Raw genomic sequence first — 12,924 nt, forward strand, 5'->3', positions numbered from 1 at the left:
GAGGGGGAGGATCTGATCAGCGGGATGCTCCCCCTCTGGGGGAGCTGTCGCGGCGCGACTGAGGGGGCGCCGAAGGCGCTCTACCGCGTCCCGGGATCCGGCAGAGGGTCTATCCCCACGATCAGGTCGTCGCGGATCAGGTAGGCGATGATGGCGGTGTTCTGGGACCAAAGGCGGCCGTCGGGGCGGCGCAGGGCGATCTCGACGTCGGCATGGACCCAGCCGTCGGCCTGGCGGCGCACGCGCATCAGGCTGATGTCGACGCCGGCCATGGCGAACTGCCGCTCGAAATAGCCTCGCGCGGCTTCCAGGCCCACGACTTCGCCGCCCTCCAGGACGTTGGCGAAGGCGATGTCGGAATGCAGCTGTGCGACCACGGCTTCGATGTCGCGCCGGCGCGTCGCATCGAAGTGCCGGGTCAGCAACACTTCCGCCTTCGCCATGCTCACGCCTCGTCCAAACGCTCGACGATATCCATGCGCGACACGCGCTCATCGTGGAACGTGTAGATATGTCGCACGCAGCTGTCGGACCAGAGGCGCCCCTCCAGGTTATGCACGGTCTGGTTCGTGGCCACCAGGATGCGGCCGTCCTCCATCACCGTGAACTCCATGGGGGCGGCCTCGACCCGCACCATGCCGTCGCGACGCGTCCAGAAGGCGCGCATCGCCTCGACCCCCACGACCCTGCCGCCGCCGATCTGGTCGGGCCAGTCGACAGCGGGGTCCAACTCGGCCGCGAAGGCGTCGAAGTCGCCCTTGTTGTAGGCGTCGTAGAGCCGGGTCAGGAGGGCGATGCGCGGGGTCATTGGGCTGATGATGGAGCGGGGGCTGGCGAGGGCTCGGGCTTGTAGCCCGTCTCGACCTTCAGATAGGCGATCAGGTCGATGCGGTCCTTGGGGTTGGACAGGCCAGCGAAGGTCATCTTGGTGCCCGGCAGGAAGGTGCGCGGGTTGTCCAGCCAGTGGTCCAGGTGTTCGGCGTCCCAGGTGAAGCCGGCGTTCTTGACGGCGTCCGAGTAGGTGTACTTCGGATGGGTCCCGGCCTTGCGGCCGAAGAGGCCGTAGAGGTTGGGGCCGGTCATGTTCGGGCCGCCTTGCGTGATGGTGTGGCACGAGCGGCAGAGGGCGAACTTGCTCTGGCCGTTCAGCAGGTCGCCGGTGTCGTACGGGGCGGGGAGGGCGGCCAGGGCCGCGGCCTTCTCGGCGGGGGTCGGGGGCGGCGCGGGCGGCGGGGTCGCAGCGCCTTGGCCGGAGGTTTCACCGCTCTTGGAGCAGGCGGCCAGAGACAGGCTCATGGACAGGCAGAGCGTCGCGGCGGCGACGACGGTGAGGGTACGCATCACAATCCCCGTAGGCGTTATGTCGCAAGGCTTGCGACGCCGCGCCGCATTCAAATCCAAGCCGGTTTCTGACCCGTGAATTCATCGCGGAACGACGTTATTCGGTCAAGGTCTTGCCGCAGTTCAAAACGGCTCCCTGCGACATCGTCTGCTATCTAGCGAGATTCGCTTGGGAAATGTGATTTCGAGAACCGTGGGTATGCACGGAAGAATTTGACCGACGTTAACCATGATTCTACCGAAGAAGGGCGGGGGCTGATCCCGCACCCTTAAGAAGCGGAAACCGTCATGGACTGGAACGAGGAACGTACCGCCACGCTCAGGAAGTTGTGGCTCGAAGGGTTGAGCGCCAGCCAGGTGGCGCGCCAGTTGGGCGGCGTCAGCCGCAGCGCCGTCATCGGCAAGATCCACCGCCTGGGCATCACCGTCCGCGAGACGCCGGTGCGCCAGCGCGCCGTCACCGTCCGGGTGTCGCGCCAGGCTCCGCGAGCCCGCACCAGCGCCCCGGCCCAGGCCCGTCCGGCCGCCCGCCCGCAGGCCTCGGTCATGGAAGAGCTGACCCCCACGGCCGGCATCCTCGACCTGTCGATGCACTCGTGCCGCTGGCCGATCGGTAATCCGGACGCCGGCGACTTCGGCTTCTGCGGCCGCGAGACGACCAGCAAGCGCGCCTCGTACTGCCCCGACCACACCCAGGGCGCCTTCCGTCGCTTCCAGAGCTCGGCCGACATCGACGCCTGGACCCGCCAGAGCCTGCCCCAGGAACGCCGCGTCCTCTGACGCGCCCTCAAAAGCCCTCTCAGAGAGAGACATTCCCATGATCCTCATCGAGAACGCCGCCGGCAGCAGCCAGGTGATCACGATCATCCAGGAATTCGCGGGCCACTCGGTCTCGCGCGACCTGCAGCCGGGCGACGCCGCCCGCATCCCGGTCGGCCAGTTCAAGTCGATCGTCGTGCGCGAGACCTATCCGGAAGACTGGATGAGCCGCGTGCGCAGCCGTCAGGCCGCCGCCTGAGGCCAGTAAGGGTTTAGATCTTCGCGGAACAGCGCGCTCGCCCGTAGGGAGGCTGGAGCCAAGCGCTGAGGATCGCGAAGCAAGCCAGACAGTCCGCGTAAAGAACGACCCCCGCGAACCCGGTTCGCGGGGGTCGTCTTTTTTCAGGCCGGCGGCGAGGCCGGGGCCGTGGCGCGGATCAGCTCGTTCAGCAGCAGGCGGCCGCGCGGCCAGGCGCCGTGGCCGGAGTCGACATTGATGTGGCCCGCGCGGCCCAGGTCGACGAAGCGCGATCCCCACCCTCGGGCGAAGGCCTCGGCCCGGTCGATGGCCACGTAGGGGTCGTCGCGGCTGGCCACCACCAGCGAGGGGAAGGGCAGGCGCGGCCGGGGGATGGGCGAGAAGCCGATCAGCAGGCGGCCGGCGGGACCCTCGCGATTGACGTCGGCCGGCGCCACCAGCAGGGCGCCGCGCACGCCCCGGCCGCCGGTCACCTGGGCCAGGTGGCAGACGAGGGCGCAGCCCAGGCTGTGGGCCACCAGGATCGCGCCGGGACGGCTGCGCACGGCCTCGGCCAGGCTGATCGTCCAGTCGCCGAGGGCGGGACGCTCCCAGTCGACCTGATCCACGCGCTCGGCGGTGGGCAGGGTGCGCTCCCAATGGCTCTGCCAATGGTCGGGACCGGAGTTGTAGAGGCCCGGCACGATCAGGATCGGCGGATCGCCGGCGGGATCGGGCGGCGAGATGAAAGACATCGCTGAACTCTTCAAGACGGGACCGCGCGAAGCGGATTTGACCTGCTTGTCGCTCCCGCGAGGCGGGAGGATCAAACCAGATCAATTCAATAGGAATTGAGAAGTGCTGATGACACCATGCTGGCAGCAGGCCGCCTTGCCCTCGAACGGGGGAACGCCCAAGCTCCCGATCCGTTTTGGACAGCGGCCCGCCCACACGGCCCGTCAGCGCCAGGAGCGTGCATGAGTCCCGACGACACCCTGGTCCTGGCCTCCGTCAACGAGGCTGCAGACACCCCGCTTGCCCGCTATCGCGCCGTCCGCGCGCGGACCGAGGCGCTGGCCGCGCCGCTGTCGCCCGAGGACCAGGCCGCGCAGTCGATGCCCGACGCCAGTCCGACCAAGTGGCACCGGGGCCATTCGACCTGGTTCTTCGAGACCTTCCTGCTGGCCCCGTACGCGCCGGGTTACAAGCCCTACGATCCGGCGTTCGGCTACATCTTCAACTCGTACTACGAGGCCATGGGACCGCGGCAGCCGCGGCCGGAACGGGGGCTGCTGACCCGCCCGTCCTGCGCCGATGTCGCCGCCTATCGCCGGCATGTGGACGCGGCCATGGCCCGGCTGCTGTCTGGCGCGCTGTCGCCCGAGATCCTGGAGCGGCTGGACCTGGGCCTGGCCCACGAGGAGCAGCACCAGGAGCTGCTGCTGATGGACATCCAGCACCTGTTCGCCCAGTCGCCGCTGCACCCGGCCTATCGCGAGCGCGACGAGCCGCCGCGCGCCGCCGCGCCGGCCCTGGGCTTTGTCGGCTTCGAGGGCGGGCTCGAGGTGATCGGCGCCGAGGCGCGCGGCTTCGCCTTCGACAACGAGCGGCCGCGCCACCGCGTGTTCCTGGAACCCTTCCGCCTGGCCGACCGCCTGACCACCAACGGCGAATGGCTGGGCTTCATCGAGGACGGCGGCTACGAGCGGCCCGAGTTCTGGCTGTCGGACGGCTGGGCGAGCGTCCAGGCGCAGGGGTGGCGCGCGCCGCTCTACTGGCGCCAGGACGAGGACGGCGCCTGGAAGGCGTTCGGCCTGACCGGCCTGCGCCCGCTGGATCCCGCAGCGCCCGTGGGCCACGTCAGCTACTACGAGGCGGCCGCTTTTGCGACCTGGGCCGGCGCGCGCCTGCCCACCGAGGCCGAGTGGGAGGTCGCCGCACGATCGGGCAGAGGCCTGCGGCAGATGTCGGGCGAGGCCTGGCAGTGGACCGCCAGCGCCTATGCGCCCTATCCGGGCTTCCGTCCGGGGGCAGGGGCGCTGGGCGAGTACAACGGCAAGTTCATGGTCGGCCAGATGGTACTGCGCGGCGGGGCGGCGGGCACGCCGCCGGGCCATGCGCGGGCGAGCTATCGCAACTTCTTCCATCCCGGCCAGCGCTGGATGTTCTCGGGCGTGCGCTTGGCGCGCGACGGCCAGGGCGGGCGTGAGCGGGCGGTGGACGTGGGCTTCCGCGACGACGTGCTGGGCGGTCTTTCCGCCGAAGCCAAGAGCCTGCCCAGCAAGTATTTCTACGACGCCGAGGGCTCGCGCCTGTTCGAAGAGATCACGGTGCTGCCGGAATACTATCCGACCCGCACCGAGACGGCGCTGCTGCGCCGCATCGCGCCCGAGATCGCCGCCCGCATTCCCGAGGGCACGGCGATGATCGAGTTCGGCAGCGGGGCCAGCACCAAGACCCGCATCGTCCTGGACGCCGCGCCGCAGCTGGCGGTCTACGCCCCGATGGACATCAGCGCCTCGGCCCTGGACGCGGCCGCGGCAGCCATCCGCGCCGACTATCCAAGGCTGACCGTGGCGCCGGCCCTGGGCGACTTCACCCATCCGCTGGGCCTGCCGGCGGCGGCGCGGGGACGGCCGGCGGTCGGCTTCTTCCCGGGCTCGACGATCGGCAACTTCCCGACGGACGAGGCGGTCGCCTTCCTGGCGGCGGCGCGCGAGCTGCTGGGCGCCGGCGCGCTGTTCGTGGTGGGGGCCGACATCGCCAAGGGAGCGGACGTGCTGATCCCGGCCTATGACGACGCGGCCGGCGTCACCGCGGCGTTCAACAAGAACCTGCTGGCGCGCATCAACCGCGAACTGGACGCGGACTTCGATCTGGACGCCTTCGCCCATCGGGCGGTGTGGAACGCCGTCGAGAGCCGGATCGAGATGCACCTGGTCAGCCTGCGCGACCAGACCGTCGAGATCGCCGGGCGGTCGATCGCCTTCGCCGCCGGCGAGACCATCCACACCGAGAATTCCTACAAGTACGACCCCGACGTCTTCGCCGCGATAGCGGAAAAGGCCGGCTGGCGCGTCGAGGCGCGCTGGATCAGCGATGCGCCGGCGTTCGGCGTCTTCGCGCTTCGCTCCTGAGAGCGGAAATAAGAAGTCGCGGCCGGCCGCTGGATGGCGGACAGCCCAAGAGCCCGGATCGGCAAGACCGATCCGGGCCCTAAAATCCTGATACGTGCGCCACCACCGTCGGCTGCGTCGCCCGTCCCCCCCTCGGCCGCGGCATTCCTAGAGGTCGCGAGCGCCGAGGCGGCCGCCGCCACGCGACGAAGAACCGCCCTTGCGGCCGGCGTTGGCGGCGAGATCGCGGTCCTTGGCGAAGCTGCGCTTTTCACTGGGGACGCTGGCGCCGCCCTTGCGAGCTATCTCGCGGCGACGTTCCGGATCCATGGCGGCGAAGCCTCGGCGGCCGCGGGGCCGTTCGCTGTCGAGGTCCATGTCTTGCTCCTAATCGGGACTGGTAACGGGAGGAAACGAGCCCGGAGCGGCTCCATAGGGCCGATCGTCGCCCGGCTGCACCGGAGGCGGCTGCAGCGGGACTTCGTCGGGCGTCGAGCCCGGCGGATCGTCCGGCGTTTGCGGCTCCAGCGGAGGCGGGGCGTCGGGGTCGGTCATGGCGTCGTTCCGGTGTTCCGGTGAAGTAACCGGTGAAGCCGAGTTCGGTTTCACGTGTCAGGCGAGACAAATGCAGCGTTAAGGACGATTGTCTGGGGAAAAGGCAGGCTGAGAGCGATGCGCAAGAGCACCTTTGGGACTGGTAAATCGTCATTAATTACAAGGCATTGGCGTCTCATTGCGGGTGTTCTGACGGGCCTTCTGGGGTGGGTTTTCGCCGGTCAGATAAATCTGCCCGAAAGCACGCATATTTTGATCGGGTGGGATGTCGGCGCCGCGATCTACGGCATTTTGCTGTGGCGCCTGTTCCTCACCGCCGACGAGGCGACGCTTCGCGCCAAGGCCGCCGAGGAGGACGAGGGTCGCTCGCTGATCCTGTTGATCGTGCTGTCGGCCATCGCCGCCAGCCTGGCCGCGGTGGTGGCGGCGATGATCGGGGCGCGCTCTCAGGCGGCTTTCGCCAGGAACCTGACGGCGGCCTGCGCGGGCGTCACCCTGGTGCTGTCGTGGATCGTGCTGCACTCGGTGTTCGTGCTGCACTACGCCCACCGCCATTTCGGCGGCGGGGCGGGGAAGGGCGGGTTCGGCTTTCCCGGCGAGCCGGCCCGCACCTACAAGGACTTCGTCTATCTGGCCTTCAGCATCGGGGCGACCTTCCAGGTCTCCGACAACGACGTGCGCACCGGGGCGCTGCGCAACCTGGTCACCGCCCATGCGGTGACGGCCTATTTCTACAACACCGCCATCCTGGCGCTCGGCATCAACATCATCGCCGGGGTGGTGGCGGGGTGAGGCCTCAGCGCGGCGGGCGGCGGCCGCCCTTGCCGCGCCGGCCGCCCTCGCGCGGCTCTTCCTCGCCGTTCATCATGCGCTGGGCCCGGGTCTGGGGCAGCTCGGCCAGGGTCAGGCGGCCGTCGCCGTCCTTGTCGAGCAGCTTGAAGCGGGCGTTGGCCGCGCGGGTCGCCTCGTCGCGGGTGATGCGGCGGTTGAAGTCGGCGTCGGCGCCCATCACCGGCTGGGGCTCGGCCAGCAGGGCGTAGGGCGTGGCGCCCAGCAGCATGTTGCCCAGGCCCCCGTCGCGGCGGGGACGCGGGCCCTCGCCGTCGGGGCCGCCGCCGCCCGAGGGCGGACCCTGTTGCGGCATGGCCGAGGCCTGGACGATCTCGGGGGCGATGTTGCGCTCGTAGGCCGAGACCTCGAAACCGTCGAGGACGCCCGACTTGTCGGCGTCCAGCCTGTCGAAGAAGCGCAGGGAGTCGGCGAGGAACTCCTCGCGGGTCAGCGCGCCGTCGTGGTCGGCGTCGGCCCCCGCGAACCATTGGGCGACCGGATAGGGCTGGCCGGGATCGGCGCGGAACGGCTCGCCGGCTGGACTGATGAACACCTGCCGGCCCCCGCCCATGCCCCCGCCCATGCGAGGCCCGCCGGGGCCGCCTTCGCCCGGAGGCGGGCCGCCGCCGAAGCCGGGACGACCGCCCGGCCCACGGCCGCCTGGCCCGTCCGGCGGGGCGTGACCGCAGGCGGCGAGCGAGAGGGCGGCGAGGGCCAGGAGAGGCAGGGCGCGTGCGGTCATGGAAAGAAGCTCCTTCCGCTCGCTTGAAGCGCCGCCGCATTGCGCGGTTATGTCGGTGCGGCCGCGCTTGATTGCGCGGCCGCAACAACCGTCAGGCCGGCAGGGTGACGCGAGCCCGAAGGCCGCCGCCGGCGCGGTTCACGAGGGCCACGTCACCGCCGTGGGCGCGGGCCAGCGAGCGGACCACGGCCAGGCCCAGCCCGATGCCGCCGGTCTCGCGGTTGCGCGAAGGCTCGCCCCGGAAGAACGGCTCGAACACGCGGTCGAGCTCGGCGGACGGCACGCCCGGGCCGTCGTCGTCGATCTCGAGGATCGCGCTGCCGCCCTGGCGATAGACCCGGCCGCGCGCGGCGCCGCCGTACTTCAGGGCGTTCTCGACCAGGTTGGTGACCAAGCGCTTGAGGGCGATCGGGTCGCCCTCGATGACGATCTTCTCGCTCTCTTCGGCCGTGGCGTCGCCGCCGGTCTCGGCCGCTTCGTCCATGACGCTTTCCAGCAGCGAGGCCAGTTCCAGCTTGGTGCGCTCTGCCGGACGGCTGGTGTCGCGCACGAAGGCCAGGGTGGCTGAGATCATCGCCTCCATCTGGTCGATGTCGCTTTCGAGCTTGCTCCGGACGTCGTCGGGCGTGGTCTCGATGCGGAAGCGCAGGCGGGTCAGCGGCGTGCGCAGGTCGTGGGCCACCGCGCCGATCATGGCCGTGCGGTCCTCGACGTAGCGGCGCAGGCGCTCCTGCATCTCGTTGAAGGCGTTGGCGGCGGCGGCCACCTCGGCCGAGCCCGACAGGCTGAGCGGCGGGGCGCGGGGGTCGCGGCCCAGGCGTTCGGCGGCGGCGGCGAAGGCCGTGATCGGGCCGGCCAGGCGACGGGCGAACAGCCAGGCCAGCGGCGACACCGCGACGACCGACAGGGCCAGGATCAGCAGGATCCGCACCTGCCAGGTGTCGCGCAGGACGGTGAACTTGGGCTCGACCACCAGCCAGCGACCGTCGGCCTGGCGGATGCCCAGCTCGAAGTCGCCGAACAGGAACGGCTCGTCGCGCATGACGGCCGCGATGCGGTCGGTGAGCACCTGCACGCCGGGAGGCTTGGGGCCCGTCGCGCCGGGCGGCGGGGGAGGCGGGCCTCCGGGCCCCCCAGGGCCACCGGGACCGCCCGGACCTTCGGGGCGCGGGCCGCCGGGGCCAGGAGGCGGCGGCGGGCCCTTCTGGCGCTGCGTGCGGACGAAGAAGCGGGGGCCGTTCTCGGTGCGGATCGAGATCCGGTCGACGGGCACGTTCAGTTCGCGGCCGATGGCGACCTTGAACTCGGCGCGGCGCTGGGAGTCCTCGCCGTCGGGCTTGATGCTGGTGCGGTGGCGCACGATCAGCGGGCGGCCGTCGCGCGGGTGCACGGTCTGGCCGGTCTTCAGCGCCCGGCTTATCTCGCTGAGCTTGTAGAGCTCGGGCGGGGGCGGCGGCACGTTGAACACGACCGCCACGCAGATCAGGATCGTTGCGACCAGTGTGACGAGCGCCAGTCCCAGGGCCTGGGCGAACAGGGGCGCGCCGCCGCGCCCCGGGACTGCGAACTTCATGGCGTGCGGGTGACCTTGGGCGTGAACATGTAGCCCTCGCTGCGGATCGTGCGGATCAGCTCGCCGCCGCCGCCGTCGTCCAGCTTGCGGCGCAGCCGGCTGATCTGAACGTCGATGGCGCGGTCGTAGGCGTCGCTGTCGCGGCCACGGGCGAGATCGAGCAACTGGTCGCGGGTCAGCACGCGCTGCGGGCGTTCGACGAAGGCGCGCAGCAGCGAGAACTCGCCGCTGGAGAGGTTGACCACCACCGACTGCGGCGAGCGCAGTTCGCGGCGGACGAGGTCCAGGCGCCAGCCGGCGAACTCGCAGGCGGCCCCCATGGTGTCGTCGCTGGAGCGCGGCTCGGTGCGGCGGCGCAGGACGGCGCGCACGCGGGCCAGGAGCTCGCGCGGATTGCACGGCTTGGGCAAGTAGTCGTCAGCGCCCAGTTCAAGGCCGACGATGCGGTCGGTTTCCTCGCCCATGGCCGAAAGCATGATGATCGCCGGACCGTCCTGGGCCGCCAGGCGGCGGCAGATGGCCAGGCCGTCTTCGCCCGGCAGCATGACGTCGAGCACCACCAGGTCGACCGGGCCCTTGGCCAGGGCCTGCTCCATGGTGCGCGCGTCCTGGGCCGTGTCGACGACATAGCCGTGGCGGACGAGGAAATCGGACACGACGTCGCGGATGCCCGGATCGTCGTCGACGATCAGGATGCGGGCGCCGGCGCCCTTGGCGGTGTCCGCGACGGCGGCGGACGAGGCGGTGGTCGGGGAGGTCTCCATGCCGATGGTCCTTTCATGCCCCTGTCACCGTCAGATTTCACGCTTGCAACAGGCGCGCAACCTGATCGTGGCCGTCTAGCGTCAAATCGCCACGGAGCGTCTTCATGAACCGACTCGTTTCCACCGTCCTTGGATTGTCGCTGCTGGCGGCGAGCGCCGCCCACGCCCAGCCGGGGGGAGGCATGCGCAGCCCCGACGCCGACGGCGACGGCGTGATCACCGCCGCCGAGTACGAGGCCTCGGCCCTGCAGCGTTTCGAGCGCCTGGACGCCAACAAGGACGGTTTCATCGACGCGGCCGAGATCGAGGCGATCCGGCAGCGCTTCGCCCAGATGGGCGGCGGCAGCGGTGGCGGCCCGAGCCGGATGCTCACCGCGCTGGCGGGCCAGGACGCCGACAAGGACGGCAAGGTCAGCAAGGACGAGGCCCTGGCCTCGAGCCGCGCCCAGTTCGCGGCCGCCGACAAGAACGGCGACGGCAAGCTGACGAGCGACGAGTTCCGCCCGGGCCCGCCCGGCGGCCCGCCGCCGCGTCAGTAGGGGCGGCTTACCCCGGCGAGCGGTTCACCGGAGCCGTGTAGCCGGGGCCCTTCATGGCCGCGACCGCGCGGTCGCCGACGAAGGGGTTGGTGCGGCGCTCGGCGCCGAAGCTCGACATCGGTCCGTGCCCGGGCACGAAGCGGACGTCGTCGCCCAGCGGCCAAAGCTTGCCGGTGATGGCGTCGATCAGGTCCTGGTGGTTGCCGCGCGGGAAGTCGGTGCGGCCGATCGAGCCCTGGAACAGCACGTCGCCGACCTGGGCGAACCTGGTCTCGCGGTGGAAGAACACCACGTGGCCCGGCGTGTGGCCCGGGCAGTGCAGAACCTCGAACTCCGTCTCGCCCAGGGTGACGACGTCGCCGTCCTCCAGCCAGCGGTCGGGCACGAAGATGCGCGCCTCGGGCATGCCGTACATCTCGCCGCTTTCCTGGATGCGGTCGATCCAGAACTGGTCGTCCTTGTGCGGGCCCTCGATCGGAACGCCGGTCTTGGCTTTCAGCTCGGCCGCGCCGCCGGCGTGGTCCATGTGGCCGTGGGTGATCCAGATCTTCTCCAGGGTCAGGCCCTGGTCGTTCAGCGCGCGCAGCAGGCGGTCGACCTCGCCGCCCGGATCGATGATCGCGGCCTTCCTGGTCTTGGAGCACCAGACGATCGTGCAGTTCTGCTGCAGCGGCGTGACCGGGGCGATGACGGCGCTGATGGGCGACGGGGAGGTCAAGGTGTCGACTCCAAACGAAAACGGGCGGGAACCGAAGTTCCCGCCCGCCTGAACTAGAGAGACTAGGTCCCCAAGATCAAGACCGTTCCTCGGGCGAACCCGGGGCCGGGGCGCCCGGCATCGGCGGCACGGGGCCGGCCGGCGCGTCGGCCGCCAGTTCCGGAACCTCGACCAGGCCGCGGGCCAGGTGGCTCTTGCGGATGCCGTAGGCCAGGTAGATCATGAGGCCGATGGCGCCCCAGATCGGCAGCACCAGCATGGCTTCGGCCGGCAGGTTGAAGTAGAGGGCCGCGCAGCCGACCATGGCCAGCGGACCGACCACCCACACCAGCGGGGTCTTGAACGGACGCGGACGGTTCGGGTCCTTCACGCGCAGCACCATCACCGCGATCGCCACCATGAAGAAGGCGAACAGGGTGCCCGAGTTCGAGATGTCGGCCAGCTGACCCACCGGGAAGAAGGCGGCGGCGATGGCGACGAAGATGCCCGTGACGATGGTCACGATGTAGGGCGTCTTGAACTTCGGGTGGATGGTGGCGAGCTTCTCGGGCAGCAGGCCGTCGCGGGCCATGACGAAGAAGATGCGGGTCTGGCCGTAGATCATCATCAGGATGACCGAGGGCAGGGCCAGGTTGGCGGCCAGGCCCAGGGCGTTGCCGACCACCGGCCAGTTGATCTCGCGCAGGACGTGGGCGAGGGCTTCGTTCGAGCAGACCAGGCGGCCGCTGTTGTCGGCCAGCGAGCAGGCGGCCTGGAAGGCGGCCGAGCCGGGCTGGACGGCCGAGCCGTCGGCGCTGAACACCGGCTGGGCGCCGATGGCGCCGATCGCACCGGCGGCTACCAGCAGGTAGAAGATGGTGCACAGCGCCAGGCTGCCGATCAGGCCGATCGGCACGTTGCGCTGCGGGTCCTTGGTCTCTTCGGCGGCGGTCGACACGGCGTCGAAGCCGACATAGGCGAAGAAGATCGAGGCGGCGGCGCCGACGATGCCCATGCCGCTGGTGCCTTCCGGACCGAACCAGCCGTTGGGGGCGAAGGGCGAGAAGTTGCCGCTCTTCAGGACCGGGATGGTCAGCACGATGAAGGCGGTCAGGGCGGTGACCTTGATGGCCACGAGCACGGCGTTGACGCGGGCGCTTTCGGTGGTGCCGACGACCAGCAGGGCGGTGACCGACAGGGCCACGATGATGGCCGGGACGTTGACGATGCCGGCGCTGAAGTCGGCGACCGGGATGAAGCCGTTCATCGACCAGGCCGGACCGGCCTTGAACAGGGCGGGCCACTGGAAGCCCAGCGCGTTCTCGATCAGGCCGAGGAAGTAGCCCGACCAGCCGGCCGACACGGCGCTGGCGGCCACGGCGTATTCGAGGATCAGGGCCCAGCCGACCATCCAGGCCAGCGGCTCGCCCATCACGGCGTAGGAATAGGTGTAGGCCGAGCCCGAGACCGGGACCATCGAGGCCAGTTCGGAGTAGCAGAGCGCGGCGATGGCGCAGACGGCGCCGGCGATCACGAAGCTCCACATCATGCCCGGGCCGGCCTTCTGGGCGGCCGCGGCGGTCAGGACGAAGATCCCCGTGCCGATGATGGCGCCAACCCCCAGCAGCGTCAGCTGGACCGGTCCGAGCGAGCGATGAAGGGATTTTTTCTCAGCCGTCGCAAGGATCGCATCAAGCGATTTAACGCGCCACATAGTTCCTCCTGGATAGGCAAGACTCCCCCCCGGGGGTCGCCTTTGGAAAATTTTG

General features: G+C 70.2%; 15 protein-coding genes. 5 read left to right on the top strand and 10 right to left on the bottom strand.

Annotated features, from left to right (window positions below):
• Positions 1-80 precede the first annotated feature (80 nt).
• The 3 genes from G5B46_RS13645 to G5B46_RS13655 are packed head-to-tail and all read right to left on the bottom strand — an operon-like array spanning position 81 to position 1,341.
• Complete coding sequence (locus G5B46_RS13645; protein ID WP_165259411.1) at positions 81-443, bottom strand: nuclear transport factor 2 family protein; 363 nt, start codon at positions 441-443, stop codon at positions 81-83.
• Positions 444-445: 2 nt separating this feature from the next.
• A complete protein-coding gene (locus G5B46_RS13650; protein WP_165259413.1) occupies positions 446-808 on the bottom strand; it encodes a nuclear transport factor 2 family protein in 363 nt (120 codons plus the stop codon).
• The gene (locus G5B46_RS13655; RefSeq protein WP_165259415.1) at positions 805-1,341 is read right to left on the bottom strand and encodes a cytochrome c family protein; all 537 of its coding nucleotides are present in this window, start codon (positions 1,339-1,341) and stop codon (positions 805-807) included. Before G5B46_RS13655 ends, G5B46_RS13650 begins: the two co-directional genes overlap by 4 nt.
• Before the next feature lie 288 nt (positions 1,342-1,629).
• On the opposite strand from G5B46_RS13655, the gene G5B46_RS13660 reads away from it, so the two are divergent.
• Both G5B46_RS13660 and G5B46_RS13665 read left to right on the top strand, forming a co-directional pair.
• On the top strand, positions 1,630-2,121 hold the full coding sequence (locus tag G5B46_RS13660; protein WP_165259417.1) for a GcrA family cell cycle regulator: 492 nt from the start codon (positions 1,630-1,632) through the stop codon (positions 2,119-2,121).
• Between the two features lie 31 nt (positions 2,122-2,152).
• Positions 2,153-2,359, top strand: coding sequence for a hypothetical protein (locus G5B46_RS13665; RefSeq protein WP_165259864.1), 207 nt, complete (start codon positions 2,153-2,155; stop codon positions 2,357-2,359).
• 143 nt (positions 2,360-2,502) lie between these two features.
• On the opposite strand, the gene G5B46_RS13670 is transcribed toward G5B46_RS13665, so the two are convergent.
• Entirely contained in the window at positions 2,503-3,093 is a 591-nt protein-coding gene (locus tag G5B46_RS13670; RefSeq protein WP_165259419.1) for an alpha/beta hydrolase, read from the bottom strand.
• 222 nt (positions 3,094-3,315) lie between these two features.
• Between G5B46_RS13670 and egtB the strand changes: the two genes are divergently transcribed.
• Positions 3,316-5,475 (top strand): ergothioneine biosynthesis protein EgtB, encoded by a 2,160-nt coding sequence (egtB, locus tag G5B46_RS13675; protein WP_165259421.1) that lies wholly within the window; start codon positions 3,316-3,318, stop codon positions 5,473-5,475.
• A 147-nt stretch (positions 5,476-5,622) separates the two neighbouring features.
• On the opposite strand, the gene G5B46_RS13680 is transcribed toward egtB, so the two are convergent.
• Positions 5,623-5,832, bottom strand: a complete 210-nt coding sequence (locus G5B46_RS13680; RefSeq protein WP_058350544.1) for a general stress protein — start codon at positions 5,830-5,832, stop codon at positions 5,623-5,625.
• A gap of 429 nt (positions 5,833-6,261) precedes the next feature.
• On the opposite strand from G5B46_RS13680, the gene G5B46_RS13685 reads away from it, so the two are divergent.
• Positions 6,262-6,801, top strand: a complete 540-nt coding sequence (locus tag G5B46_RS13685; RefSeq protein WP_240903484.1) for a DUF1345 domain-containing protein — start codon at positions 6,262-6,264, stop codon at positions 6,799-6,801.
• Positions 6,802-6,805: 4 nt separating this feature from the next.
• Here the strand turns inward: G5B46_RS13685 and G5B46_RS13690 are convergent, their stop codons facing one another.
• From G5B46_RS13690 to G5B46_RS13700, 3 genes are all read right to left on the bottom strand, one after another.
• A complete protein-coding gene (locus G5B46_RS13690; protein WP_165259426.1) occupies positions 6,806-7,582 on the bottom strand; it encodes a hypothetical protein in 777 nt (258 codons plus the stop codon).
• Between the two features lie 91 nt (positions 7,583-7,673).
• The gene (locus tag G5B46_RS13695) at positions 7,674-9,155 is read right to left on the bottom strand and encodes an ATP-binding protein (RefSeq protein ID WP_165259428.1); all 1,482 of its coding nucleotides are present in this window, start codon (positions 9,153-9,155) and stop codon (positions 7,674-7,676) included.
• Complete coding sequence (locus tag G5B46_RS13700) at positions 9,152-9,919, bottom strand: response regulator (protein WP_101711996.1); 768 nt, start codon at positions 9,917-9,919, stop codon at positions 9,152-9,154. Before G5B46_RS13700 ends, G5B46_RS13695 begins: the two co-directional genes overlap by 4 nt.
• 104 nt (positions 9,920-10,023) lie before the next feature.
• Here G5B46_RS13700 and G5B46_RS13705 point away from each other — a divergent pair, with 104 nt between their 5' ends.
• Positions 10,024-10,458: an EF-hand domain-containing protein gene (locus tag G5B46_RS13705; protein WP_165259430.1), complete on the top strand. Its 435-nt coding sequence runs from the start codon at positions 10,024-10,026 to the stop codon at positions 10,456-10,458.
• Between the two features lie 7 nt (positions 10,459-10,465).
• On the opposite strand, the gene G5B46_RS13710 is transcribed toward G5B46_RS13705, so the two are convergent.
• Both G5B46_RS13710 and G5B46_RS13715 read right to left on the bottom strand, forming a co-directional pair.
• Positions 10,466-11,176, bottom strand: coding sequence for an MBL fold metallo-hydrolase (locus tag G5B46_RS13710; RefSeq protein ID WP_165259432.1), 711 nt, complete (start codon positions 11,174-11,176; stop codon positions 10,466-10,468).
• Positions 11,177-11,252: 76 nt separating this feature from the next.
• Positions 11,253-12,869 carry an amino acid permease gene (locus tag G5B46_RS13715; RefSeq protein ID WP_165259434.1) on the bottom strand — a complete coding sequence of 539 codons (1,617 nt, stop codon included), beginning with the start codon at positions 12,867-12,869 and terminating at the stop codon, positions 11,253-11,255.
• Between the last annotated feature and the right edge of the window lie 55 nt (positions 12,870-12,924).

This window comes from Caulobacter sp. 602-2, from assembly GCF_011043625.1.
In the GTDB taxonomy this organism is placed as follows: domain Bacteria; phylum Pseudomonadota; class Alphaproteobacteria; order Caulobacterales; family Caulobacteraceae; genus Caulobacter.

Excerpts from the sequence above, each read along its gene's own strand:
- G5B46_RS13700 (WP_101711996.1), bottom strand. The coding sequence starts at position 9,919 with ATGGAGACCTCCCCGACCACCGCCTCGTCCGCCGCCGTCGCGGACACC.
- G5B46_RS13650 (WP_165259413.1), bottom strand. The coding sequence starts at position 808 with ATGACCCCGCGCATCGCCCTCCTGACCCGGCTCTACGACGCCTACAAC.
- G5B46_RS13660 (WP_165259417.1), top strand. The coding sequence starts at position 1,630 with ATGGACTGGAACGAGGAACGTACCGCCACGCTCAGGAAGTTGTGGCTC.
- G5B46_RS13695 (WP_165259428.1), bottom strand. The coding sequence starts at position 9,155 with ATGAAGTTCGCAGTCCCGGGGCGCGGCGGCGCGCCCCTGTTCGCCCAG.
- G5B46_RS13705 (WP_165259430.1), top strand. The coding sequence starts at position 10,024 with ATGAACCGACTCGTTTCCACCGTCCTTGGATTGTCGCTGCTGGCGGCG.
- G5B46_RS13670 (WP_165259419.1), bottom strand. The coding sequence starts at position 3,093 with ATGTCTTTCATCTCGCCGCCCGATCCCGCCGGCGATCCGCCGATCCTG.
- G5B46_RS13645 (WP_165259411.1), bottom strand. The coding sequence starts at position 443 with ATGGCGAAGGCGGAAGTGTTGCTGACCCGGCACTTCGATGCGACGCGC.
- egtB (WP_165259421.1), top strand. The coding sequence starts at position 3,316 with ATGAGTCCCGACGACACCCTGGTCCTGGCCTCCGTCAACGAGGCTGCA.
- G5B46_RS13680 (WP_058350544.1), bottom strand. The coding sequence starts at position 5,832 with ATGGACCTCGACAGCGAACGGCCCCGCGGCCGCCGAGGCTTCGCCGCC.
- G5B46_RS13690 (WP_165259426.1), bottom strand. The coding sequence starts at position 7,582 with ATGACCGCACGCGCCCTGCCTCTCCTGGCCCTCGCCGCCCTCTCGCTC.
- G5B46_RS13655 (WP_165259415.1), bottom strand. The coding sequence starts at position 1,341 with ATGCGTACCCTCACCGTCGTCGCCGCCGCGACGCTCTGCCTGTCCATG.
- G5B46_RS13715 (WP_165259434.1), bottom strand. The coding sequence starts at position 12,869 with ATGTGGCGCGTTAAATCGCTTGATGCGATCCTTGCGACGGCTGAGAAA.